Here is a 24,304-nt window from a genome sequence, read left to right as displayed (position 1 = left end):
CCCATTTCTTTTTGGTCCGATCCCGTTTTCGTCGATCCACGCTGAATTGTTCCTGCTTCCTTGTTCACAGATTGACCTTGAGCGCCTAAAACGTAAACGAAACGTTATTTAAACGTCACTCAAATGTCATGAGTGACCTCACTGGCACAAGGAAAGAGGTTGAACAATGAAAAAGCTGACATTGTCTGCAATTGCACTATCGATCACGTTAGCGAGTGCAGCTCACGCTGCCCCTGAAGTGATTAAGTTCTCCCACGTGGTGGCAGAAAACACGCCCAAAGGACAAATGGCGCTGCATTTCCGAGATCTTGTCGCTGAGCGTATTGGTGACAAATACGAAGTGGAAGTGTATCCAAACTCGCAATTGTTTGGTGACGGCAAGGAGATGGAAGCGCTCCTACTTGGTGATGTCCAGTTTATTGCCCCTTCTTTATCTAAATTCTCCAAGTACACCAAAAAACTCCAAGTCTTCGATTTGCCATTTTTGTTTGAGGACATGGAAGCGGTTGACCGTTTTCAGCAATCAGATGCGGGGCAATCGTTGCTGCAGTCGGTCAAAGGTAAAGGCATGATCGGGCTGGGCTATTTGCATAACGGCCTCAAGCAATTGTCTGCCAGTGAGCCACTGCGGGTACCGAGTGATGCGTCTGGTAAGAAATTCCGCATCATGAGTTCGGATGTGTTGGCGGCACAATTTGATGCGGTAGACGCAGTGCCGCTTAAAAAGCCCTTCTCGGAAGTCTTTACCCTTCTACAAACCCGAGCCATCGATGGCCAAGAGAATACCTGGTCAAACATTTATTCGAAGAAGTTCTTTGAAGTTCAGCCTTATATCACAGCATCAAACCATGGTGTGCTTGATTACATGGTTACCACCTCGGCGGAATTTTGGATGCAACTCCCAGATGCTGACCGTGAAGTGCTGAAAAAAGCGTTGGATGAGTCAGTGGCTTATGGCAATCAAATTGCGCAACAAAAAGCAGATGATGACCGCCAGAAGATCATTGACTCAGGACGCAGCCAAATTCTCACTTTGACCGATAAAGAGCGCGGTGAGTGGGTCGAAGCCATGCAGCCAGTGTGGCAGCAATTTGAGGATGAGATTGGCGCTGACTTGATTCAAGCGGCGGTACAAGCCAATCAATAATATCTAGCCGGGGATGCCCCGGCTTTTGTTTTATCTCCGGTCTGACCGGGTTCATCCGTAGGGAGTGTAGGATGATCAAGTTCTTGCATCGATTCGAAGAAACCGTCATTGGATTGCTACTGGTCGCGACGACCTTGTTGGTCTTTGTTGAGGTGGTGCTGCGTTTCTTCTTTAACGAAGGCTTACTTTGGGCACAAGAAGCCACCTTGTATTTATCGGCCTGGATGGTGCTGATTGGCGCGTCATGGGGGATCCGAGAAGGCGCGCATATTGGGGTAGATGCCTTGGTGAAAACATTTTCACCGTCACTGCAAAAGACAGTGACCTTAATTGCACTGGCGCTCGCCATGGTGTACTGCGTGCTGTTTTTCTATGGCAGTTGGGTCTACCTGAGCAAGATGAAGCTGATTGCGATTGAAATGGAAGATATTCCGATAGAAAAGTGGAAAGCCATGCTGTGCTTGCTGATCGGGTTCGCTTTGCTTGGACTGCGCATGATCACTGTGGCTATCGAAGTCATTCAAGGTAAGCGTCTTGGTTTTGGCTTTGCTGATGAAGCGAAGGAGAGCATGCATCTTGCTGAAGAGGGTGTTGAGGGTATGTCAACAAGCCGTTCAGCGGAAGGCAAGGAGGAATCAAAATGACCATTGCGGTTTTGTTTGGGTTATTGTTTTTGTGCATGTTCATGGGCATGCCCATTGCCATTGCGCTGGGATTATCGAGCGTCAGTACCATTTTACTGTTCTCCAATGATTCCCTTGCCTCGATTTCTCTGAAACTTTTTGAAGCGACGACACACCATTACACGCTGTTGGCGATTCCTTTTTTCATCCTATCTTCTGCCTTTCTCTCAACTGGAGGAGTGGCGCGTCGGTTAATTAATTTTGCGGTTGATTGCGTTGGCCATGTACGTGGTGGATTGGCGATGGCATCTGTCATGGCGTGCATGCTGTTTGCGGCAGTCTCAGGTTCATCGCCTGCAACGGTTGCAGCCATTGGCTCGATTGTGATTGTGGGGATGGTAAGAGCAGGCTATCCAAAAGCGTTTGCCGCTGGGGTGATCGCCAATGCGGGCACCTTGGGGATATTGATCCCTCCGTCAATTGTGATGCTGGTATATGCGGCGGCAACGGAAGTATCTGCCTCGAAGATGTTTATGGCAGGCTTTATTCCGGGCTTAATGATGGGCGGGATCCTGATGGTCGCGATTTACATTGTCGCACGCATTAAAGGCTTACCCTCGCAGCCTTTCCCAGGCGTTAGCGCAGTGCTTGGCTCAGGGGCGCGAGCGATGGGCGGACTCATGCTTATCATCATTGTGTTGGGCTCTATCTATGGTGGCATAGCCAGCCCGACTGAAGCGGCTTCAGTTGCGGCTGTGTACGCATGGTTGGTGAGTGTGTGGGGGTACCGTGATATCGGACCGCTGAAAGACACCCCGTGGCGTTTTGAGGGCGAGTCATCAATTCGTGCTTGGGGACGTAATATCGTCCAGCTGCCTTGGGTGATGATACGCTCGGTAACCGATAAAGAAGTGGCCCATGTGGTAAAAGATGCTGCCAAGGTTAGCATTATGCTGCTCTTTATTATCGCCAATGCGATGTTGTTTGCCCATGTGCTGACCACTGAGCGCATTCCACATACCATTGCCGAAAGCATTGTGGCATGGGGGCTGCCTGCGTGGGGCTTTTTAATCGTGGTCAATATCCTCCTATTGATTGCGGGAAACTTTATGGAGCCGTCGGCGATTTTGTTGATTATGGCGCCGATTTTATTCCCCATCGCCATGCAGTTGGGTATCGACCCCATTCATTTGGGGATCATTATGGTGGTCAATATGGAAATCGGGATGCTGACCCCACCGGTTGGGTTGAACCTATTTGTGACGGCGGGGATTACTGGTGAGTCCATCGGTTGGGCAATCAAGGCGGCGCTGCCTTGGCTAAGCTTGCTACTGGTGTTCTTAATGCTGATTACCTACATTCCGCAAATTTCGCTCTTTTTACCTGAGTACCTCGATTCATTGCGCTAGCGAGAGTTGAGTGCTGGTGATGCAAACAAAGAAGGCGCCGAGTCGGCGCCTTCTTTGTCTTCAGATTGCTCGCGGCGAGCGTGCCGCGTGACAAAAAAGATTATGCTTTCTCTGCAGCAGGCGTCATGGTTTCCGCCGCAGTTTGTTTGTCATCTACTTTGTCAACAAACCATCCCATGTAGCTGGTTACGATGGTGACAGCGATACACACAAAGCTTAACCACATAAACGGGGCGTAAGACAGGGTTGCAACACCCAGAATGCTGGCCATGTAGATACCATTGTCACTCCACGGCACCATGCCTGATGTCAGCGTGCCACCGAACTCAGCATTTCGTGATAGGTTTTTGCGTTGATAACCTAAGCGGTCGTAGTTTTTGGCACAGATTTTTGGTGTCAGGATCAGTGATACATACATCGCTGAACCAAAAATGTTCCCCATAAACGCCGTACCAATAGTTGAGGTGGCGAGGCTACCTGCGCTGTTAACGCGACGCTCAAACAGATTTGCGATGGTATGTAAAACGCCGACTTTTTCCAGCAATCCGCCGAAGCCAAGACCAAACACGATCACCGCAACCGAGCCCAGCATCGATTCCATGCCGCCACGGTTTAAGATGGCATCAATAAAGTCGACGCCCGAGGAGATATGAAAAGGCGCCCATGCGGTGTTGATTGCCTGCACGGGAGTCATGTCTTGCAGCATCACCGCCCATACAATACCGAGTAACGAGCCAAAGCTAATTACAGGGAACGAGGGTAGACGCATCGCAAGCAATACCAACACCGCCAAAACAGGAATGAAAGAGAGCGGCGTGATCACAAATTGATCTTCCATGGCCAACATCACGGTCTCAACTTGGCCCATGTCCACGTTGCCCGCGTAGTGCCATCCTACAGCGGTAAAGAGAATACCGGTGATGATGTAGCTGATAAGCGCAATTGGCAGCATGCCTTTAATGTGCTCAACGATCTCAACGCCTGACATTGATGAGGCCAAAATCACCGAATCTGAGAGCGGCGACATTTTGTCACCAAAGTAACAACCAGAAAGCACGGCGCCTGCGGTCATGGGGGCGGGAATACCTAAACCTTGCCCAATGCCCATCATGGCGATGCCGGCTGTACCTGCCGAGCCCCAAGAGGTTCCGGTAGCCAATGCGGTGAGGGAACAAATCAACATGGTCGCAAGAAGGAAAATAGAAGGGTGAATTGCTTTCAGACCATAGAAGATAATGGTTGGAACGATACCACCTGCAATCCATGTACCGACTAAGGCACCGACCGAAAGCAGAATAAGCACAGCGCCTAAACCATTTGAGATCCCTTTCGTGGCAGCAGCCTCAAGGTCTTTATATTGATGACCGAGTTTTAGGCCTAATACCATGATCACGAACCAGCCGATAAACAGGGCCAATTGGATCGGGAGATCGAGTTTTGCCGTAAATGAAAACGCTAGCGCGAGAAATATACCGAGCGAGAGAATCACTTGAAAGACTGATGGCAGTCTTGCTTGTTGTGTTGTCATAACCTTAACCTTCTTCACGTCGCACTCCTTGCAAAGCCGTGGGGCGAACGTATCGACATCATTATTGGAAGGTGGACCTAATGTGATAACGCGACTACTCCCTGCGCAATTTAACCCCTTTAACCAGGGCTAAACTCACATCACTCTCCGTGTGTCAGTATCCTATTCCGTTTGTGAGGCGACATACTCTAGCTAACACCACAAAGAGATGGGAAACATTTTTGCCAGTAATGTGAGTCTTCCGCGAATTAGGTTGCGATTACCGTATCCAGGTTAACTCTAGGGAAAGAGTTGGTTTTAAATTAATTAAAATATGGTTTTTATTTTGTTGCTAGTTGTGTGTTTTTTCGTCGCACGTACGTTAAATGTCTTCATACACATCTGTCTGGATTCCTTTGGTTTGATGAGGAATTGAACAGTTAATGACCTTGACCTGACTATCGTAAATCGACGTGTTAGTATCAAAAGCGTTTTTTCACTGACCGAACCGTGCTTATCTGGTTAAGCGTTTGGTTCAGTCACACAACATGGAGTGTGAAATTATGATGCGAGTAGGTTTAATTGGCTGGCGTGGCATGGTGGGATCTGTGCTGATGCAGCGTATGGTAGAAGAAAAAGACTTTGACCATATTGAGCCTGTCTTCTTCAGCACCTCACAAGTTGGCATCGCGGCCCCGAATTTCGGCAAAGATGCGGGCATGCTTAAAGATGCTTACGACATTGAGGCCCTTAAAACCCTAGATGCTATTATCACCTGCCAAGGCGGGGATTACACCAACGCGGTTTATCCTAAGTTGCGTCAAGCTGGCTGGAAAGGCTACTGGATTGATGCAGCCTCATCATTGCGAATGGCAGATGATAGTATCATCACCTTGGATCCGATTAACTTTAAACAGATTCAAGCAGGGATCCACGGCGGTACACGCACGTTTGTGGGCGGTAACTGCACCGTTAGCTTAATGCTAATGGGCCTAGGCGGTCTTTACCAATCAGGTTTGGTCGAGTGGATGACGGCGCAAACCTATCAAGCCGCGTCTGGCTCTGGCGCCAAGCATATGCGCGAGCTGATCAGTCAAATGGGCGTGATTAACGATGCGGTCAACACCGATCTGGCCAGTCCCGCGACCTCGATTCTCGACATCGACCGTAAAGTCGCCCAGACCCTTCGCTCCGATGATTTCCCTGCCGATAACTTTGGTGTGCCACTAGCGGGCTCACTGATCCCTTGGATTGATGTGAAACGTGATAATGGTCAGAGCAAGGAAGAGTGGAAAGCGACTGTTGAAACCAACAAAATCTTAGGTCTACAAGACAATCCAATCCCTATCGATGGCACTTGCGTACGTATTGGTGCAATGCGTTGTCACAGCCAAGCCTTAACGGTGAAGCTGAAAAAAGCAGTACCAATGGATGAAATCGAAGAGATGATTGGTTCGCACAATGATTGGGTGAAAGTGGTACCTAATGAACGTGAAGTGACCATGACTGACTTGAGCCCAGCGAAGGTGACTGGCACATTATCGATCCCGGTAGGCCGCCTGCGTAAACTGGCAATGGGTGATGATTTTCTTAATGCCTTTACGGTGGGTGACCAACTGCTTTGGGGGGCGGCTGAGCCACTGCGTCGCTCGCTGCGCATTATCTTAGCGGAAACCGCGCAAGATTAATGATGGCTATTTCGCCAAACCAAGCCGCCAATTTGGGCGGCTTTTTATTGCCCACCATTTAAGGATCGTCGCCAGCTCACTGTCGCCAGTGTGTCATACTGAATATGAACCATAAAAAAGGAGGCGATATCCGCCTCCTTCTGACTGGGTATGTGACGTTAGGTCATTAAGCGGCGAAGTTTTTCGCGACAAATTCCCAGTTGATCAGTTTCCAGAACGCAGCCATGTAATCTGGACGTACGTTACGGTAATCGATGTAGTAAGCGTGTTCCCAAACATCAACAGTCATCAGTGGCGTTTCACCGTCGTGAGTCACTGGTGTTTCGGCATTTGAGGTGTTCACGATTGCCACAGAACCGTCCGCTTTTTTGACCAGCCAAGTCCAGCCAGAGCCAAAGTTGTTCACTGCTGAGGTAGTGAACTGAGTTTTGAACTCTTCGAAAGAGCCAAACGCTTTGTTGATTGCGTCTGCTAGCTCACCAGTTGGCTCGCCACCACCGTTCGGGCTTAGGCAATGCCAATAGAAGGTGTGGTTCCACACTTGAGCTGCGTTGTTGAAGACACCGCCTGAAGAGGTTTTGATGATGTCTTCAAGTGATTTACCTTCGAATTCAGTCCCTTCGATCAGACCATTGAGCTTAACCACGTAAGTGTTGTGGTGTTTGCCATAGTGATACTCGAGGGTTTCTTTTGAAATGTGTGGCTCTAGCGCGTCTTTCGCGTAAGGCAGTTCAGGTAGTTGGAATGACATTGCTTATATCTCCGTTTTTATATGGGGAGTGCTTCCTGTAGTCCGACACCGACATTCTCTAAAGAGGGAATGTTCTCAGCTGATACCGCTGTAAAACATGACCCCATGGCGGTGTGGCTACTCTTTTTCGTTTTGCTCCGCCTAGTTTAGCAAGTTTTTACTTTATTAAAAGGATGGCGGCAAAATTTTTGTTGCTAATCCCACAATGGATTTAGGCATTTTTTTCCAATCGGTTAGCAAGTAGAATCAAGGGTAAGACTCAAAGACAGTGTTCGAGGAAGCAATGGAAACGATTGATAAGATTAAGCAGCAAATCGAAGAAAATGCGATTCTGCTGTATATGAAAGGCTCTCCTAAGCTGCCAAGTTGTGGTTTTTCATCACAAGCATCACAAGCGCTGATGGCATGTGGCGAAAAGTTTGCTTATGTAGACGTACTCCAAAACCCAGATATCCGCGCTGAACTCCCCGTTTATGCCCAGTGGCCAACCTTTCCACAGCTTTGGGTTGAGGGTGAATTAGTCGGCGGTTGTGACATTATTTTGGAAATGTTCCAAAAGGGTGAGTTACAGCCACTCGTCAAAGAAGCGGCAGAGCGTCGTGACGCGAGCGAAAATGAGTGATTGAGAAGACACACATTCGCTGAAGTACGCAAAAAGCCACGTTGAGAAACGTGGCTTTTTTATCGCTGACAGAGGCCTTTGCGATTACAGCACCATCGCCGCTAACCAGCCAAAGGCAATCAGAGGTAGGTTATAGTGGATAAAGGTAGGAACCACTGTATCCCAAATATGCTCGTGCTGTCCGTCGGCATTGAGCCCTGATGTTGGACCTAAAGTCGAGTCGGATGCCGGGGAGCCCGCATCACCAAGCGCGGCAGCCGTGCCGACCAATGCGATAGTCGCCATTGGTGAGAAACCAAACGCCAAAGACAATGGCACATAGATGGTTGCGATAATCGGAATGGTCGAGAACGATGAGCCAATGCCCATGGTCACCAACAAGCCAACGACCAACATCAGAAACGCGGCTAGCGGCTTGTTGTCGCCAATTGAGCCAGATAAGGAGCTGACGAGCGATTCAACGCCGCCGGTGGCCTTCATCACCGCCGCAAATCCCGCCGCCGTGATCATGATAAAGCCGATCATGGCCATCATGTGGACCCCTTTGGTGAACACATCTTGGGTGTCTTTCCAGCGGATCACGCCGCCAAAGGTAAATACCATAAAGCCTGCTAATGAGCCCACAATCATTGAGCCTGCCATCAACTGAACGCTTAGGGCGGCGATAATTGCGACGCCAGCGACCCAAAGATTACGAGACTCAACCTGATTGTTTTCAGGTTCGGCATCGAGAATTGCGCCTTCCTGATACTGCCGTGGCTTGCGATAGCTAATAAAAGTGGCGATCAGTAAGCCCACGACCATGCCAGCGGCGGGAAGCAACATTGCGGTTGGTACTTGAGCGGCAACCACATCGAGGCCATTTTCATTCAGGTTTTTGAGCAAAATGTTGTTCAAAAAGATGCCACCAAAGCCAACGGGTAACACCATATACGGCATAATCAAACCGAAGGTCAGCACACAAGCTACCAAACGGCGATCGAGCTTTAAGCGTTGGAACACATGCAGTAACGGTGGGATCACAATAGGAATAAATGCAATGTGTACGGGGATCGCGTTCTGAGACGAAATGGCGAGTAAGCCGAGTAAAATTAAGACAAGATACTTGAATGTGGTTGTCGCAGCGTCGGTTGGGCGTGCATTGAGTTTACGGATGACCGCATGGGCGAGCACATCTGTGATCCCCGAACGGCTAATTGCTACGGCAAATGTGCCAAGCATGGCATAACTTAGAGCAATAGTGGCGCCACCACCTAATCCACCTTCAAAGGCGCTGATGGTGTCTGACAAGCTCAAGCCGCCAACCAATCCACCTAAGACGGCGCTAAATGTCAACGCAACCACGACATTGACGCGCATTAGCGCCAGTGCCAGCATGACACAGACCGAAATAACTACCGGGTTCATGAAAACTTTCCTGTTATGGGCATTGTGACTGCAGCTAAGCTGCGGGGTCTATCTATGGTTTTGTAATTAAGCCACCCAGTTTGCGCAAAAATTTGTCTGTGTCGAGGGGGAATCGACTTTTTTTGTTATTTTATTTCATCAAAAAAAGTGAAGGTCGCTAAAGCGCTAAAAAATTGGCTTGCCAGTTTGTTTGGTTGTCTACCTATTTGGCAGGTTGATTTCTGCAGCAGAAAAGATTTTTATTACTTCGACACGAACAAAAAAACGGCCAACATAAAGCTGGCCGTTTGATACGAGTATTTGCTGATTGAGGTTAGAACAAGTAGTTCAGCTGCAACCCGTAGATATACGCGTCACCACCGGCTGAGAAAGCAAAGCCATCCTCGCTTCCGTCTACCTGCTCTCCGTCCAAGTACGCAAATCCAGCATCAATAGAAAGGTTGTCATTTGCAGTATAGGTTGCACCTAGACTCCACCAATGACGATCAGAGTCAGGAATGCTCAGTGTGCGATCTTTAGCGTTTACAGGACTCTCGTCATACGCATAACCCGCTCGGAACGCCCAGTGGTTGTCCATGGTATAGGTGGCACCCAACGCATAGCGCCAGCTGTTATCCCAGTTTTCATCTTTTTGCAAACACTGCCCGGCGGTGCCGTCATTACAGTTTGATGGAGAGCTAGTCGCCTTTAACTCTTGGAAGCTATCCCATCCGATATACATAGCACTATAGTGTAGTGCGATCTGTTGGTTAAGCTGGTGGAAGCCTGAAAACTCAATGATTTCGGGGAGGTTTAGCTCAAGTTCGCCTGATACTGATTGTCCAGGCTTGCCTACAGAAGCTGTGGCTAGCCCTTCATAGTTACCCTCAAGGGTAATATCAGACTGTGAACGATAAGAAAGTCCGAAGCGATTATCTTCGTTAACTTCCCATAGAGCACCAAGGTTCCATCCAAAACCCCAGCCATCACCTTTGAGGTGCGCGATGCGATCCGTTGCTGAAGATGTACCAGGCAATGAGGGTGTTCCCGCAGCGGCACCAGCAAATCGATTCAACTCTGCATCTGCATAAATTGCGCTAATGCCCGCGCCGACACTCCATTGTTCGTTAATTTTGTATGCGATGTTAGGGTTGAAATTCATCGTGACGAGTGCTGTATCCCCAGCACCCACACCAGCCGCAAAATCTTTAGGATATTCGGTAGATAGGCCAAAATTAGAGAAGGCGGAAAAGCCAACAACAATTTGGTCATCGATAGGATGGATTAAATGGAAGCTAGGTACGTACTCGGTTGGCGCTATATCTTTCGCTTCTGTAGACATTCCTAGAGCTTCTAGAGCTGCTTTTGATACTGCACCATTGTTTGCGCTTTGAACGTCCGCATGCACATCTGGGTCAATGATACTTAAACCACCCGAAAACGCGGTGGTATTGAAGCGGGTTAGGGCGGCAGCGTTTCGTGCGCCGACTGCGGCATTATCCGCAATCGCGGCTTCACCGGCAAAGGCTCGCCCTAAACCGGATACCGAGGTCTCTGACACTTGGAAGCCGGCACTATGAGCTTGCACGGCTAGCAAAGATAAACTGGTTGCCACTAGCGATTTTTTAAATAGTGATGACATAGCGCGCCTCACTCCTTGATTATTTAGCTTCTTGTCCTTTAGGGCCGCCCCCTTCCGTGCCCATGTTCTCTGGGCTACAAAAGTGGTCGGATGTTATTCACACCTAATAGTGGCACCGATTTGCCATTTGTTAAAGGGAGGTTTCAAAAGGGAAAGCTAAGTGATATGCGAGAATTGTTAGCATGCGTTTGTATTGGACGTTTTAAGTAAAAACTCTACTCAATGATTTATTAAAATACTTATTGATTTTACGCCTTTTTTCTTGCTGTGCTTTGTTGCGCATGCTTTGTGTGCCTGTTTAAATTCTCTTTGTGGAAGCGTTAAGGTTAGGTGACAACCAGATCGCAAAAATGTGATGGCAAACATATTGTTAACAAAATGAATAGGGCGTATTTAAAGCTTAAGAGCCTAAAGTCGAGGGAAGGTGTCTGGGTGAAAAAAGCGACCCGATTGGGTCGCCTCATGCATGGATAATCTTAGGTCTCCGATGCCGTCGATGCATCGCTGTTCTCGGACGTGATGGCTAGTGGCCAGCCGCCTAGGCGTTTCCAGCGATTAACTATCTCACAGAAGAGCTCTGCGGTGCGCTCAGTATCATAAAGGGCGCTATGTGCTTCTTTATTGTCGAATGCAATCTCAGCGGCTTGGCAGGCTTTTGCTAATACCGTTTGTCCGAGCGCAAGCCCACTGAGTGCCGCTGTATCAAATGTCGCGAAAGGATGGAAAGGGTTGCGCTTTAATTGCGCGCGTTCAGCGGCGGCCATGACGAAGCTATGATCAAAGTTTGCATTGTGGGCGACCATGATCGCGCGCTGGCACTCTGCCGCCTTTTGCTCTTTACGGATCAGCTTGAAAATCTCGCGCAGTGCTTCTCCTTCATCAACCGCGCCACGCAGTGGGCTAAATGGGTCTCGAATGCCAGTAAATTCGAGCGCCGCTGGCTCAAGGTTTGCGCCTTCAAATGGCGTGACATGAAAGTGAATGGTTTTATCTGGTGTCAGCCAGCCTTGTTCATCCATTTTTAGGGTGACGGCGCAGATTTCTAACAAAGCATCGGTTTTTGCGTTAAATCCTGCGGTTTCTACGTCCACAACAACAGGAAAATAGCCGCGGAAACGGGCTTTAAGGCTATTTGGATCGAGATCTTGGCTCATGCAGTCGTCACTTTACTGGGAAGAATAAAAGCGTGATTATCGCAAATCGCGGCGTTAAGCTAAAGTCGGCGTGACTCACGTCGATATCTTAAGTTACACACTGCGCTAAAGCGTAAAGAGAGTATGATGCGAAAATCGGTTTTTAGGACAATGAGTCGCCCGTCGGTGTTCGGGATAATGGTTGCAGTCAGCGGGCTATGGCTGGCCTTACCCGCATGGGCAAACAAGCTTTACGTCGCGCCGTTAGGGGAATCCAACTGGACGGTCACCATAGATACGCCGATTGAGTGTCGCTTGGAGCACATCATTCCTCGTTATGGGCAAGCCTCATTTACCTCTCGCGCCAGTAAAGAGATGAATTTAGACTTTGAACTCGATATGCAGCGTCCGATGGGAAAAACCGCAGACGTTTCTTTGCTCTCTATGCCCGCAGACTGGATGCCTGGTGAGCCGGCGAAATATATGGATCAACTGAAGTTCTTCAAGCAATTTGATGGTTATGTTGGCGGACAAACGGCATGGGCGATGCTCAGTGAGTTAGAAGATGGGCGATTCCCTACCTTTAGCTTTCAAGATTGGCAACGACAACAGCAGCGTGTTGATATTGCGCTGTCTGCGGTGGCGTTTGGTGCGCCATATCATGAGTTTAGCCGTTGCTTAAATAGCCTACTGCCGTATGCGTTTGAAGATATTTCATTTACGGTGCTGCGGTATCAAGAAAACAGTGATGAACTGACGAAAGCGAGTATGCAGCGCCTGACACAGATCGCAGAGTTTGTTCGTTACAGTGATGATATCGATCTTATCCTTGTGGCAACGTATTCGGACTCCCGCGGAACACGTGCCGCTAATCAGCAAATGTCTGAACGGCGCGCCAAAAAGTTACGCGACTATTTTACGTCTCTTGGACTTCCTGAAGATAGGATTACGGTGGAAGCCTATGGGGAGCGACGTCCAATTGCAGACAATAACGACCCGATTGGACGAAGCAAGAACCGACGCGTGGTGATCTCTTTAGGACGGACCTTGCTGTAGCCCTGATTGAATGTCAAAAAGCCCAGCATGACCGCTGGGCTTTCTATTCTCACCACGGCGTAAATCGTGGTAATTAACCGCGTGAGTTAGCCGTTTAGGCCGGCAGACGCGCTTTTGTTCTGGATCAGCTCGAGCTTGTAACCGTCTGGGTCAGTCACAAAGGCAATTTCAGTACTGCCACCTTTTACTGGACCTGGCTCACGGGTAATGTTTCCACCAGCCTGACGGATTTGCTCACAGGTCGCGTAGATGTCGTCGACACCAATAGCGATATGACCAAATGCGTTGCCATGATCATAGTCGCTCTCGCCCCAGTTATAAGTGAGCTCAATCACCGCCCCTTCAGATTCATCACTGTAGCCGACAAAAGCCAAACTATATTTGTATTGCTCATTTTCATTGGTGCGCAGTAGGCGCATTCCCATCACCTCAGTGTAGAACTTGATGGCACGATCAAGGTCTCCTACACGGATCATGGTATGTAAAATTCTGCCGTTCGACATGACGTTGCTCCTTTTTTCGTTTACCAGTCACTAACCTGTAGCGGTTAGCTTTCGGGGTAGACTTTCTCTTTGTATTCACACAGATCTTCAATGATGCAACTCCCGCAGCGCGGCTTGCGCGCCAGGCAGGTGTAGCGTCCATGCAGAATAAGCCAATGATGAACATCAACTTTGAATTCTTTTGGCACCACCTTGAGCAGCTTTTCTTCTACGTCGTTCACGTTTTTGCCCACGGCAAACTTGGTGCGATTCGAGACGCGGAAAATATGCGTATCGACCGCAATAGTGGGCCAACCAAATGCCGTATTGAGTACCACGTTGGCCGTTTTACGCCCGACACCGGGAAGGGCTTCCAAGGCTTCTCTGTTTTCAGGCACTTCGCCTTGGTGTTTTTCGACCAAGATGCGACAGGTTTTAATCACGTTTTCTGCTTTTGAGTTAAACAGCCCGATGGTCTTGATGTACTGTTTAACGCCTTCAACGCCTAAATCCAGTAACCCCTGTGGTGTATTGGCTACCGGATAGAGCTTTGCCGTGGCTTTATTTACGCTCACGTCTGTTGCTTGTGCTGAGAGTAACACTGCAATAAGCAACTCAAAAGGAGTTGACCAGTTCAACTCCGTTTGAGGGTTAGGGTTATTGTCTCTCAGTCGTTCTAGTATCTCTTGACGCTTTTGTTTGTTCATCGTGCTACTCAGTTACTGATTCCCTGTGATCCGCGCGCGCTCGATAACAGGTTTTTGGTCTTTTTCTGTTTTGCTGGCCAAGTGCTTATCAATAATATTTTTCAGCGCAATGAGAAACCCGACCGCAAGGAAAGCGCCGGGGGGCAAAATGGCGAGCAAAAAGCTGGTGTCAAATTGAAAAATCTCAATCCTGAGCGCAGCGGCCCAGTCCCCGAGCAATAGGTCAGCACCATCAAATAAGGTGCCGTTGCCCAGTATTTCGCGGATGGCGCCAAGAATCACGAGAGCGGCTGTCATTCCTGTCCCCATCCAAAAGCCATCACTGATTGACAGTCCCACCGGGTTTTTAGAGGCAAAGGCCTCTGCACGACCAATAATGATGCAGTTGGTGACGATTAATGGGATAAAAATCCCTAGTGATTGGTAAAGGCCAAAGGCATAGGCATTCATCACCAACTGAACACAAGTTACCAAAGAGGCAATGACCATCACGAAAATCGGGATACGGACCTCTTTGGGTACCCAATCTCGAATCACAGATACAATGAGGTTTGAGCCGACGAGAACCGCGAGGGTCGCCACCCCCAATCCGAGGGCATTGGTGACGGTTGCTGATACTGCTAACAGCGGGCATAGGCCTAAAAGTTGTACGAAGGCTGGGTTGTTACTCCACAAGCCGTTTTTCATCAACTCTTTATGGGCGGTGTTCATCATTGACCTCCACAATTAACGGGCTGATTGATCAGTACATCTTGATTCTGGCTGACAAACCAAGCTGCCTTTTTCACCGCTTTTACCACGGCTCGAGGCGTGATTGTCGCGCCGGTAAATTGGTCGAATTGTCCGCCATCTTTGCGCACGGCCCACCGATTATCGTTCTCTGCCGTCACTTTTTTACCCGCAAAGCTTTGAACCCAGTCTGAAACACGAATATCGACTTTATCACCCAGCCCTGGTGTTTCATTGTGGGCAAGAACACGCACACCCAATACGTTATGGCTGGTGGCATCCATCCCAATGAGCACGCTAATCGCGCCATTGTAACCATCGGGAGCAATGGCTTGAATGGCCACTGCGGTGACTGTGTCATTTTGGGTGGCAACGTAAAAAGGCTGTGCTTCGTCGGTACCTAATGCATCGGTATTTTGAATCAAGCGACAGGTCTTGTGTAAGGCGTTGTCGTGCATCGATTCAGGGATCACTTGGTTCAGGGCCTTCGCCAACTGTCTTTGTTGTTGCTCTTGAATCGTGTCTTCGGTGAGCGCATGTGTAATAGCAACTAACGCGGTGGAGAGCAGTGCCGCTATCGCAAGGATCCCACCGTGTTTGCGAATGGTTTCAATCATGATTGTGACTTCTTCTCTGCACGTTTATGGGTGTGGCCATAGGTACGTGGCTTGGTGTAATAATCAATCAAAGGGACGCACAAGTTGGCGATAATCACGGCGAAAGCCACACCGTCTGGATAACCGCCCCAAGTACGAATTAAGAAAACCAATACCCCAATAATACCGCCGAACCACAAACGCCCTTTATCAGTGGTGGAGGCAGAAACTGGATCCGTGGCGATAAAAAAAGCGCCGAGCATGGTTGCCCCCGACAAGAGGTGAATGAGCGGAGAGGCTAATTGGTCGGGCGCGATCAAATGGCCGATTAAAGCGCATGTCAGCAAGGCGGAGAGCATGGCAACTGGAATATGCCAGTTGATGATGCCACGTTGAATTAGCACCAATCCGCCCACCAAATATAGGGCATTTACCCATGCCCACCCTTCGCCAGCAATGGCACTGAAAATAGGCTGTTGAAGCGCTTCGCTGACCGTTTTACCCCCAGCGAGTGCTGTTTTAATCGTATCGAGAGGCGTGGCCATAGTGACGCCATCAGCGGTCATGCGTAATTGGTTAACGCTAAAGCCGTCTAAGGTGAAACCACTGAAAATTGCAGATAAAGCATCGCCTAAGGTGAGTGGATAGGCGGCGAGACTCTCTGGCGGAAGCCAAGTGGTCATTTGCACAGGAAATGAGATCAAAAGCACCACATAGCCAACCATGGCAGGGTTGAATAGATTCTGTCCCAAGCCGCCATAAATATGCTTCGCTACAATGATTGAAAACAGCGTACCAATCACGATGACCCACCAAGGCGCGAGCGGTGGAATGGCCACAGCGAGCAGAAATGCAGTGAGTAGCGCACTATTATCACGCAAATAAGCAAGCGGGGGGCGTTGACGAAGTCGCATAACGACCGCTTCAGCTGCCCATGCTGTCGAGATGGCAAGTGCCAACTGAATGATGACTCCCCAACCAAAGAAGTACCACTGGGCCGCCAAACCAGGTAGTGCACACAGAAGGACTGTAAGCATGATTTGACTGGTTGAGCGCTTGTTGTGGGCGTGCGGAGAGCTAGCAATAAAAAACGCCACGGCAATTATTCCTTATCTTCACTGGTTTGTTGGGCAGCTTTTCTCGCTTTAGCGCGCGCAACGGCGGCTGCGACAGCTGCTTTCTTGTCATTTTGTGGCTCAGCGGATGGTGTAGACGCTTGATGACTCGCCTCACTATCCGTTGATTCTTGCTGTGCTGCTTTACGCGCTTTGGCACGGGCAACGGCTGCTGCGACTGCAGCTTTTTTATCACCCGCATCAGTGCTGTCTGGTGTCGCGGAAGCGGGTTCCGCAGGCGCATCGGATTGCTCAGCCGCTTTGCGTGCTTTGGCGCGGGCAACGGCCGCTGCGACTGCAGCTTTTTTATCACCCGCATCAGTGCTGCCTGGTGCCGCGGAAGCGGGTTTAGCAGGCGCATCGGATTGCTCAGCCGCTTTGCGTGCTTTGGCGCGGGCAACGGCCGCGGCCACCGCCGCTTTTTTATCTCCTGTATCGGTGCTGTCTGACGTAGCGGAAGCGGGTTTAGCAGGCGCATCGGATTGCTGTGCTGCTTTACGGGCTTTAGCACGGGCGACGGCTGCGGCCACCGCAGCCTTTTTATCACCCGCATCGCTGCTTTCCGGTGCCGCGGAAGTGGGTTCCGAAGGCGCATCGGATTGCTGTGCCGCTTTGCGCGCTTTGGCACGGGCGACGGCCGCTGCGACCGCCGCTTTTTTATCACCCGCATCGCTGCTGTCTGATGTCGCAGAAGCGGGTTTCGCAGGCGCATCGGATTGCTCAGCCGCTTTGCGTGCTTTGGCGCGGGCGATGGCAGCGGCGACTGCATCTTTCTTTTCGCTGTTTTGCTCTGCGTCTACAGGCGTTGCGGCAGCTTTTGCTGCTTTTCGCTCACGAGCCTGCTGCTTGCGTGCCTCTCGCAGCTTCATCATTTCGCTGTTGTCGGGTGTTTCTTGTCCCGCCTTAGCGGCTTCCGCTTGTTTTGCTTTAGCGCGAGCAATGGCTGCTGCAACGGCAGGTTTTACGTCACTGTTTTGCTGGGCGGCTTTTTTCGCTTTAACACGCTCAACAGCAGCTGCGAGCGCATCATTGTTACCTGCATTCTGCTGAGCGGCTTGCTTACGGCGTTCTGCAGCTTGGCGGTGTCGCTCTTCACGCTCTTGCTTTTCGCGCTCCATACGTGCTTTTTTAGCCTCAAAGCGCTGACGTGCGCGCTCGGCGGCCTCTTTCTCTGCTTCTATTTCACGTATTTCAGCTTTTGCTTGGCGATAGTATTGCACCAAGGGGATTTCGCTTGGGCACACGTACGCACAAGCTCCACACTCGATACAGTCAAATAAATCGTAATCTTGGCATTTGTCGTAGTCTTGATCTTTGGCGTACCACTGCAATTGCTGAGGAAGTAAATTAACAGGGCAGGCATCAGCACAGGCGCTACAGCGAATACAGGCCATTTCCTGTTGAGCTGGGGCGATTTCTCGGCGAGTGGGGACCAATATACAGTTAGTGGTTTTGGTCACAGGAACCTCGTCATGAGGTGCCGTAAAGCCCATCATAGGGCCGCCGATAATCACACGGGGTAATTTTTTATCTTGCTTGTAGCCATGCTGGGCAAGCAAAAACGCAATGGGTGTACCTAATAATGCCCAGCGGTTCTGCTGCGTTTGTAACGTTTTCCCTGTAAGGGTGACCACACGTTGAATCAAGGGCTCGCCATCGATCACCGCACGCTTAATCGCGTAGGTCGTTCCGATGTTTTGCATCAGCACACCAATACTGGCGGGAAACGCTTTGGCCGGTACTTCCTTACCCGTGATCAGTTTGATCAGTTGCTTTTCACCACCTGATGGGTACTTGGTGGGCACCACTTGAATTAAGATCTCTTGCTCAGCTTGTGCTGCCGCTGCTTTTAATGCCGCGATGGCCTCGGGTTTATTGTCCTCAATACCAATCACGGCAAGTTTTGGTTTGACAATATGCATGAGGATCTGGGTGCCGGTGATGATTTCGTTGGCACAATCTTGCATCAAACGATCATCTGCCGTGATGTAAGGCTCGCACTCTGCTGCATTGATAATCAGGATCTCGGTGCGGGCGACGCCACTTTGTAATTTGCGTGCAGTCGGGAAGCCTGCACCTCCCATGCCGGCAATACCCATGGCACGAATGTGGTTGATCAGCTGTTCTGGAGCTTGTTCGCGATATTGCCGTAAATGTGGCTTTGGTCCCCAAGTATCTTTGCCATCCGGTGCGATAACCACACATTGATCCGATAAGCCCGATGGGTGCGCGATGGTTCTCTCTTCAATCGCGATCACTTTTCCTGACGTTGGGGCATGGATGGGAACGCATTGCTGCATATCGGCTTCGGTCAGTGGTTGGCCGGCTAAGACCTGATCGCCAACCTTGACCAGAAGTTTACCCTTGCTGCCAATGTGTTGTTTAAGCGGAAGCACCAAGGTTTCTGGCATGGCTACCGGTAGAATGGCACTGTGATTGGACTGTTTTTTGTTTTCAGGAGGATGAATGCCGCCATGGAAGTCCCAAACTTGGCCGTGTTTGATTTGCTCAATAAGGCTTGACATCAAGCTTGTGCTCCCTGTTTATTTGTTACGTCAACCACAGGAATTTGTTCCAGTTTCCACTTCCAAGTCTCCGGTGTGTCTTGTACCGGAATCATTTCAATACAATCCGTGGGGCAAGGGGCTACACACAGGTCACAACCGGTACAGTCTTGCTCGATAACGGTATGCATCGCTTTTGTGCTACCCACGATGGCATCCACTGGACAGGCTTGGATACACTTGGTGCACCCAATACAGTCTTCTTCGTGGATAAAGGCGACTTTTTTGACGCTTTTTTCTTCGTCATGCGCCAGTTCTGTTGCTTCGACCCCCATCAAGTCGGCTAAGTTCTCAATGGTTTGTTGGCCGCCTGGCGGGCACTTATTAATATCGTCGCCGTTTGCAATGGCCTCGGCATAAGGACGGCAGCCCGGATAGCCACATTGGCCGCATTGGGTTTGGGGTAAAATCGCGTCAATTTGATCCACGATTGGGTCGGCATCCACTTTAAAGCGGATCGATGCAAAACCGAGGATGGCACCAAAGATGGCTGCCAGTGCCGCAAGAACCACAACGGCAATAACAATTCCACTCATGACAACTTCACCAATCCTGTAAAGCCCATAAAGGCGAGAGACATTAACCCGGCCGTGATCATTGCCACGGAGGCGCCACGAAATGGAGCGGGTACGTCAGCGGCCGCAATACGCTCACGCATGGCAGCAAAAAGCACCAGCACCAGCGAGAAACCACAGGCCGCGCCGAACCCATAGATGATGGACTCGATAAAGCTGTGTTGTTGCTTGATATTAAGCAGTGCGACCCCAAGAACGGCACAGTTCGACGTAATTAAAGGCAGGAATACGCCGAGCAAGCGATACAGAGTGGGACTGGTTTTGTGCACCACCATTTCGGTAAATTGCACAACAACCGCGATGACCAAGATAAAACTCAGTGTTCGCAGATAACCCAGCTCAAGTGGGACCAGTATATAGGTTTCAACCAAATATGAGCTCACCGAGGCAAGGGTCAGTACAAACGTCGTTGCGAGACCCATACCTATTGCAGTTTCCAGTTTTTTTGAAACGCCCATAAATGGACACAGGCCCAAAAACTCCACCAGTACGAAGTTGTTGACCAATACCGTGCCCACTAAAAGCAACAAATACTCAGCCATGCTGTTTAATCATTTAATGTTTTTGTGATCTGCCTATTATCGGCCTTTGGCGCGGCTATAACAACCGCTGTAAAGCAGGGTTTTTGTGTTGGCTCGTGTAAGGACTGCGTAACGGACCATCACAACGCTTACTTGAGGGTAGTGGATGGAACAATAAGACGATCAGTTTTGTGGTGGTGCAAAAAAGCGCAGCGGCTTGGAGAGTGATTGAGAAAGTCCTGCGACATAATCTGCGCAGCAGATAGGATAAACACTTACAGACAGTATCGATGTGATAAAGAAGGTGGCTCCCCCTGCGGGAGTCAACGGGGACGCCTAGTCCTGCGACATAATCTGCGTAGCAGATAGATTAAACACTTACAGACAGTATCGATGTGATAAAGAAGATGGCTCCCCCTGCGGGAGTCAACGGGGACGCCTAGTCCTGCGACATAATCTGCGTAGCAGATAGATTAAACACTTACAGACAGTATCGATGTGATAAAGAAGATGGCTCCCCCTGCGGGAGTCAACGGGGACGCCTAGTCCTGCGACATAATCTGCGCAGCAGATAGGATAAACACTTACAGACAGTATCGATGTGATAAAGAAGGTGGCTCCCCCTGCGGCAGTCAACGGGGACGCCTAGTCCTGCGACATAATCTGCGCAGCAGATAGGATAAACACTTACAGACAGTCTCAATGTGATAAGTAAGGTGGCTCCCCCTGCGGGACTCGAACCTGCGACATACGGATTAACAGTCCGCCGTTCTACCAACTGAACTAAGGGGGAACAGATTTTTTGATATTGGCTCCCCCAACTGGAGTCATCGGGAACGCCTAGTTGGGTACGCCTAGCCCAGTGACATATTCCGCATTGCGGAACGATTAGCTTGAATAACTAAGTCTGTCATCGGACATAAAATTGGCTCCCCCAACTGGACTCGAACCAGTGACATACGGATTAACAGTCCGCCGTTCTACCAACTGAACTATGGGGGAATTGCTTTTCAAGAATAACGTTCACCATGTGATGAAAAGTGGCTCCCGCTCGGTACTCAACGGGGACGCCTAGTCCTGCGACATATTCTGCGTAGCAGAAGTGGTACAGGTAATGCGCAACGCATAGCTTTTCACAAAAATTGGCTCCCCCTGCGGGACTCGAACCTGCGACATACGGATTAACAGTCCGCCGTTCTACCAACTGAACTAAGGGGGAATTGCCTTGAAAGCGGGGCGAATCTTAGCGAGCAGATTTAGGGGTGTCAACGGGATGCAGTGAAGAATTTTGACCTTTTTGACTGAATGCTGAAAAGGTAAACGCTATATGTTGACAATTCGCACAAAACGGTAAGTTTTGCAGCTTTGGCTTGCATGGTATGTCTTGACTTGTGAGAAGGCAGAGTACGCAAGGCCTCTGTAGAGTTACCCACAAAATCTGTGGATAAGTGTGTGTGCAGATCTTGAGGAAATCATTATAGTGTTGATTTTATGCAATTGATCATAATTAAACTTATATGGTTAACCTATAGAGTACTGAAATTTCGCGATTTTTAATTTTTGAAGAGTGATGAAAACGAAGAGCGGTGCGTGTTTATGCACGGTATGAAAAATAAACGATGAGTGAATAGCGGGGATAGATTATCGAAAACATCGATGATTTTGCCTAGATACTGGCGTTTTGAAAGTGTCTTTAGCGGGGATTTCCTAAAGCGGATAGACAGTCTATCTAGGTCGTTTTTTAAGGTCAACGTTTATGGATAAAAAAGATCGATTTGTCGTTCGCTTTGGTAAAATGGCTCGACAGATTGACTCGACAAAGTGAGTCCGGACAATAGCGTGATTGGCTTGTGGCCCAAAAGGATAGCTTGATGAGTAAAACATTTTCTCTTCGTTCTTCATTCCAACCATCCGGTGATCAACCAGAAGCAATCAATAAATTATGTGAGGGGTTGGAAGCTGGGCTTGCACATCAGACCTTGTTAGGGGTCACGGGGTCGGGAAAAACCTTCACCATGGCGAATGTGATTGCTGAGCTTAACCGTCCGACCATGATCCTTGCCCCTAACAAAACATTAGCGGCGCAACTTTATGGAGAGATGAGAGAGTTTTTCCCTGATAATGCGGTTGAGTATTTTGTTTCCTACTACGACTACTATCAGCCGGAAGCCTATGTGCCCTCTACCGATACTTTTATTGAGAAAGATGCATCCATAAACGATCACGTAGAGCAGATGCGACTCTCTGCCACCAAGGCGCTGATGGAGCGACGCGATGTGGTAATCGTGGCCTCTGTGTCGGCTATTTACGGTTTGGGGGATCCCGATTCTTATTTAAAAATGATGCTGCATATTCGCCGAGGCGACTTGCTCGATCAGCGTACTATCTTAAAGCGGCTCGCCGAGCTTCAGTATACGCGCAACGATCTCGCGTTTGAGCGTGGCACGTTTCGGGTGCGCGGTGAAGTCATTGATATTTTCCCCGCCGAGTCTGATCAAGATGCCATCCGCGTTGAGCTATTTGATGATGAAGTTGAAACCATTAGCGTGTTTGACCCCTTAACTGGCCAAGTCAGTGCTAGAGATATTCCGCGGTGTACGATTTATCCCAAAACGCATTATGTCACACCACGAGAGCGGATTTTGGATGCGGTCGAGAAAATCAAGGTTGAGCTTGCTGAGCGGAAAAAGTATCTGCTCGACAATAACAAACTTCTTGAAGAGCAGCGCATTACTCAGCGGACGCAGTTCGATATCGAAATGATGAACGAGTTGGGTTATTGCTCAGGGATTGAAAACTATTCGCGCTATCTGAGTGGACGCGCTGAAGGTGAGCCGCCTCCGACGCTGTTCGATTATCTGCCTGCGGATGGACTTTTGATTATCGATGAGTCGCACGTGACTGTCTCTCAAATCGGGGCAATGTTTAAAGGCGACCGCTCAAGAAAAGAAACCCTCGTGGATTATGGCTTTAGGTTGCCATCAGCACTTGATAATCGTCCGCTAAAATTTGATGAGTTTGAAGCCCTGGCACCGCAAACGGTCTATGTCTCCGCAACGCCGGGTAATTATGAGCTTGAGAAGTCCGCGGGAGATGTGATTGATCAAGTAGTGCGTCCTACCGGCCTGATTGATCCTGAGATTGAGGTACGGCCTGTCGCGACGCAGGTCGACGATTTGCTTTCCGAGGTTCGAGCACGCCGAGAACGTGACGAGCGGGTGTTAGTGACTACGCTCACCAAACGCATGGCCGAAGATCTGACTGAATATATGCAAGAGCATGGTGTTCGCGTTCGGTATCTTCATTCTGATATTGATACGGTGGAACGTATGGAAATCATTCGTGACTTACGCTTGGGGGAGTTCGACGTATTGGTCGGGATTAACTTGCTTCGTGAGGGACTCGATATGCCAGAAGTCTCACTGGTCGCTATTTTGGATGCCGATAAAGAAGGCTTCTTGCGCTCGGAGCGTTCTTTGATTCAAACCATTGGGCGGGCGGCGCGTAACCTCCATGGTAAAGCGATTTTATATGGCGATAGTATTACAAAGTCGATGAAGCGCGCGATTGATGAAACCGAGCGACGTCGAGCTAAACAAATTGCCTATAATAATGAACATGGCATCACCCCGCAGAAACTGAATAAAAAAGTCATGGACGTGATGGAAATGGCGGCGGGCAAACGCGTGAAGAAAGGTAAGCCAGCCATGAAGTCGCTTCGCGCTGTGGCAGAGCCGGATGCAGATTATACACTGCAATCGCCTCAAGCCATTGATGCTCAGATTAAGAAGCTGGAAGGACAGATGTATGAAGCGGCGCAAAACTTAGAGTTCGAAAGCGCGGCACAATTACGCGATCAAATTCAAGTGCTGCGAGAGCAGTTTATCGCGAATAGCTAAATAAAAAAAAGCCAACCTAAAACGACAGGTTGGCTGTAGTGTTTCAGTGAGCATGTACTCACAAACAACGTCAGTTGGCTAGGTGACCCCAAAAGGGTCATCCTCTATTATGCATTCAGCGTGCCAACTATTATAATGCGGCTTTACATGGA

20 protein-coding genes and 3 tRNA genes are annotated in these 24,304 nt (G+C 49.4%); 7 read left to right on the top strand and 16 right to left on the bottom strand.

Annotated features, from left to right (window positions below):
* Positions 1-166: 166 nt before the first annotated feature.
* From BZG84_RS00225 to BZG84_RS00215, 3 genes are all read left to right on the top strand, one after another.
* On the top strand, positions 167-1,147 hold the full coding sequence (locus tag BZG84_RS00225; protein WP_077479304.1) for a TRAP transporter substrate-binding protein: 981 nt from the start codon (positions 167-169) through the stop codon (positions 1,145-1,147).
* 71 nt (positions 1,148-1,218) lie between these two features.
* Positions 1,219-1,791, top strand: a complete 573-nt coding sequence (locus BZG84_RS00220; protein ID WP_077479305.1) for a TRAP transporter small permease — start codon at positions 1,219-1,221, stop codon at positions 1,789-1,791.
* Positions 1,788-3,179, top strand: a complete 1,392-nt coding sequence (locus BZG84_RS00215) for a TRAP transporter large permease (RefSeq protein ID WP_077677911.1) — start codon at positions 1,788-1,790, stop codon at positions 3,177-3,179. The genes BZG84_RS00220 and BZG84_RS00215 overlap by 4 nt, the downstream gene beginning before the upstream one ends.
* Before the next feature lie 100 nt (positions 3,180-3,279).
* Here the strand turns inward: BZG84_RS00215 and nhaC are convergent, their stop codons facing one another.
* Positions 3,280-4,707: a Na+/H+ antiporter NhaC gene (nhaC, locus tag BZG84_RS00210; RefSeq protein ID WP_069590047.1), complete on the bottom strand. Its 1,428-nt coding sequence runs from the start codon at positions 4,705-4,707 to the stop codon at positions 3,280-3,282.
* A gap of 545 nt (positions 4,708-5,252) precedes the next feature.
* Here nhaC and asd point away from each other — a divergent pair.
* Positions 5,253-6,374 (top strand): aspartate-semialdehyde dehydrogenase, encoded by a 1,122-nt coding sequence (asd, locus tag BZG84_RS00205; protein WP_069590083.1) that lies wholly within the window; start codon positions 5,253-5,255, stop codon positions 6,372-6,374.
* 166 nt (positions 6,375-6,540) lie between these two features.
* Here the strand turns inward: asd and sodB are convergent, their stop codons facing one another.
* Positions 6,541-7,125: a superoxide dismutase [Fe] gene (gene sodB, locus BZG84_RS00200; RefSeq protein WP_069590049.1), complete on the bottom strand. Its 585-nt coding sequence runs from the start codon at positions 7,123-7,125 to the stop codon at positions 6,541-6,543.
* A 283-nt stretch (positions 7,126-7,408) separates the two neighbouring features.
* On the opposite strand from sodB, the gene BZG84_RS00195 reads away from it, so the two are divergent.
* Positions 7,409-7,747, top strand: a complete 339-nt coding sequence (locus BZG84_RS00195; RefSeq protein ID WP_069590051.1) for a Grx4 family monothiol glutaredoxin — start codon at positions 7,409-7,411, stop codon at positions 7,745-7,747.
* An 84-nt stretch (positions 7,748-7,831) separates the two neighbouring features.
* On the opposite strand, the gene BZG84_RS00190 is transcribed toward BZG84_RS00195, so the two are convergent.
* The 3 genes from BZG84_RS00190 to rnt all read right to left on the bottom strand — a co-directional run bounded on the left by BZG84_RS00190 (position 7,832) and on the right by rnt (position 11,929).
* Complete coding sequence (locus tag BZG84_RS00190; RefSeq protein WP_077479307.1) at positions 7,832-9,154, bottom strand: Na+/H+ antiporter family protein; 1,323 nt, start codon at positions 9,152-9,154, stop codon at positions 7,832-7,834.
* A gap of 313 nt (positions 9,155-9,467) precedes the next feature.
* A complete protein-coding gene (locus BZG84_RS00185; protein WP_077479308.1) occupies positions 9,468-10,775 on the bottom strand; it encodes an outer membrane protein transport protein in 1,308 nt (435 codons plus the stop codon).
* Positions 10,776-11,251: 476 nt separating this feature from the next.
* Positions 11,252-11,929 carry a ribonuclease T gene (gene rnt / locus BZG84_RS00180; protein ID WP_077479309.1) on the bottom strand — a complete coding sequence of 226 codons (678 nt, stop codon included), beginning with the start codon at positions 11,927-11,929 and terminating at the stop codon, positions 11,252-11,254.
* A 177-nt stretch (positions 11,930-12,106) separates the two neighbouring features.
* On the opposite strand from rnt, the gene motY reads away from it, so the two are divergent.
* Positions 12,107-12,964, top strand: coding sequence for a flagellar protein MotY (gene motY, locus BZG84_RS00175; protein ID WP_232112026.1), 858 nt, complete (start codon positions 12,107-12,109; stop codon positions 12,962-12,964).
* A gap of 86 nt (positions 12,965-13,050) precedes the next feature.
* On the opposite strand, the gene gloA is transcribed toward motY, so the two are convergent.
* The 11 genes from gloA to BZG84_RS00120 all read right to left on the bottom strand — a co-directional run bounded on the left by gloA (position 13,051) and on the right by BZG84_RS00120 (position 21,472).
* Entirely contained in the window at positions 13,051-13,467 is a 417-nt protein-coding gene (gloA, locus tag BZG84_RS00170; RefSeq protein WP_069590061.1) for a lactoylglutathione lyase, read from the bottom strand.
* Positions 13,468-13,511: 44 nt separating this feature from the next.
* On the bottom strand, positions 13,512-14,153 hold the full coding sequence (nth, locus tag BZG84_RS00165) for an endonuclease III (protein ID WP_069590063.1): 642 nt from the start codon (positions 14,151-14,153) through the stop codon (positions 13,512-13,514).
* 12 nt (positions 14,154-14,165) lie between these two features.
* A complete protein-coding gene (locus tag BZG84_RS00160; protein ID WP_077674220.1) occupies positions 14,166-14,864 on the bottom strand; it encodes an electron transport complex subunit E in 699 nt (232 codons plus the stop codon).
* Positions 14,864-15,499, bottom strand: a complete 636-nt coding sequence (rsxG, locus tag BZG84_RS00155; RefSeq protein WP_077479312.1) for an electron transport complex subunit RsxG — start codon at positions 15,497-15,499, stop codon at positions 14,864-14,866. Before rsxG ends, BZG84_RS00160 begins: the two co-directional genes overlap by 1 nt.
* On the bottom strand, positions 15,496-16,575 hold the full coding sequence (gene rsxD, locus BZG84_RS00150) for an electron transport complex subunit RsxD (protein ID WP_077479313.1): 1,080 nt from the start codon (positions 16,573-16,575) through the stop codon (positions 15,496-15,498). Before rsxD ends, rsxG begins: the two co-directional genes overlap by 4 nt.
* 5 nt (positions 16,576-16,580) lie before the next feature.
* Positions 16,581-19,118 (bottom strand): electron transport complex subunit RsxC, encoded by a 2,538-nt coding sequence (rsxC, locus tag BZG84_RS00145; protein ID WP_077479314.1) that lies wholly within the window; start codon positions 19,116-19,118, stop codon positions 16,581-16,583.
* Entirely contained in the window at positions 19,118-19,693 is a 576-nt protein-coding gene (gene rsxB, locus BZG84_RS00140; RefSeq protein WP_077479315.1) for an electron transport complex subunit RsxB, read from the bottom strand. Before rsxB ends, rsxC begins: the two co-directional genes overlap by 1 nt.
* The gene (gene rsxA, locus BZG84_RS00135; RefSeq protein WP_069590073.1) at positions 19,690-20,274 is read right to left on the bottom strand and encodes an electron transport complex subunit RsxA; all 585 of its coding nucleotides are present in this window, start codon (positions 20,272-20,274) and stop codon (positions 19,690-19,692) included. The genes rsxB and rsxA overlap by 4 nt, the downstream gene beginning before the upstream one ends.
* Positions 20,275-20,970: 696 nt before the next feature.
* A tRNA-Asn gene (locus tag BZG84_RS00130) sits at positions 20,971-21,046 on the bottom strand.
* A gap of 133 nt (positions 21,047-21,179) precedes the next feature.
* A tRNA-Asn gene (locus tag BZG84_RS00125) sits at positions 21,180-21,255 on the bottom strand.
* Between the two features lie 141 nt (positions 21,256-21,396).
* A tRNA-Asn gene (locus BZG84_RS00120) sits at positions 21,397-21,472 on the bottom strand.
* A gap of 652 nt (positions 21,473-22,124) precedes the next feature.
* On the opposite strand from BZG84_RS00120, the gene uvrB reads away from it, so the two are divergent.
* Positions 22,125-24,152 carry an excinuclease ABC subunit UvrB gene (gene uvrB / locus BZG84_RS00115; RefSeq protein ID WP_077455456.1) on the top strand — a complete coding sequence of 676 codons (2,028 nt, stop codon included), beginning with the start codon at positions 22,125-22,127 and terminating at the stop codon, positions 24,150-24,152.
* Positions 24,153-24,304: the final 152 nt, after the last annotated feature.

The organism is Salinivibrio sp. PR932, from assembly GCF_001996125.1.
In the GTDB taxonomy this organism is placed as follows: domain Bacteria; phylum Pseudomonadota; class Gammaproteobacteria; order Enterobacterales; family Vibrionaceae; genus Salinivibrio; species Salinivibrio proteolyticus.
This window is presented reverse-complemented; position numbering and strand designations above follow the sequence as displayed.

Bases quoted from the DNA above. Each gene is read 5' to 3' on its own strand.
- BZG84_RS00225 (WP_077479304.1), top strand. From the start codon at position 167: ATGAAAAAGCTGACATTGTCTGCAATTGCACTATCGATCACGTTAGCG.
- BZG84_RS00220 (WP_077479305.1), top strand. From the start codon at position 1,219: ATGATCAAGTTCTTGCATCGATTCGAAGAAACCGTCATTGGATTGCTA.
- BZG84_RS00215 (WP_077677911.1), top strand. From the start codon at position 1,788: ATGACCATTGCGGTTTTGTTTGGGTTATTGTTTTTGTGCATGTTCATG.
- nhaC (WP_069590047.1), bottom strand. From the start codon at position 4,707: ATGACAACACAACAAGCAAGACTGCCATCAGTCTTTCAAGTGATTCTC.
- asd (WP_069590083.1), top strand. From the start codon at position 5,253: ATGCGAGTAGGTTTAATTGGCTGGCGTGGCATGGTGGGATCTGTGCTG.
- sodB (WP_069590049.1), bottom strand. From the start codon at position 7,125: ATGTCATTCCAACTACCTGAACTGCCTTACGCGAAAGACGCGCTAGAG.
- BZG84_RS00195 (WP_069590051.1), top strand. From the start codon at position 7,409: ATGGAAACGATTGATAAGATTAAGCAGCAAATCGAAGAAAATGCGATT.
- BZG84_RS00190 (WP_077479307.1), bottom strand. From the start codon at position 9,154: ATGAACCCGGTAGTTATTTCGGTCTGTGTCATGCTGGCACTGGCGCTA.
- BZG84_RS00185 (WP_077479308.1), bottom strand. From the start codon at position 10,775: ATGTCATCACTATTTAAAAAATCGCTAGTGGCAACCAGTTTATCTTTG.
- rnt (WP_077479309.1), bottom strand. From the start codon at position 11,929: ATGAGCCAAGATCTCGATCCAAATAGCCTTAAAGCCCGTTTCCGCGGC.
- motY (WP_232112026.1), top strand. From the start codon at position 12,107: ATGGTTGCAGTCAGCGGGCTATGGCTGGCCTTACCCGCATGGGCAAAC.
- gloA (WP_069590061.1), bottom strand. From the start codon at position 13,467: ATGTCGAACGGCAGAATTTTACATACCATGATCCGTGTAGGAGACCTT.
- nth (WP_069590063.1), bottom strand. From the start codon at position 14,153: ATGAACAAACAAAAGCGTCAAGAGATACTAGAACGACTGAGAGACAAT.
- BZG84_RS00160 (WP_077674220.1), bottom strand. From the start codon at position 14,864: ATGAACACCGCCCATAAAGAGTTGATGAAAAACGGCTTGTGGAGTAAC.
- rsxG (WP_077479312.1), bottom strand. From the start codon at position 15,499: ATGATTGAAACCATTCGCAAACACGGTGGGATCCTTGCGATAGCGGCA.
- rsxC (WP_077479314.1), bottom strand. From the start codon at position 19,118: ATGTCAAGCCTTATTGAGCAAATCAAACACGGCCAAGTTTGGGACTTC.
- rsxB (WP_077479315.1), bottom strand. From the start codon at position 19,693: ATGAGTGGAATTGTTATTGCCGTTGTGGTTCTTGCGGCACTGGCAGCC.
- rsxA (WP_069590073.1), bottom strand. From the start codon at position 20,274: ATGGCTGAGTATTTGTTGCTTTTAGTGGGCACGGTATTGGTCAACAAC.
- uvrB (WP_077455456.1), top strand. From the start codon at position 22,125: ATGAGTAAAACATTTTCTCTTCGTTCTTCATTCCAACCATCCGGTGAT.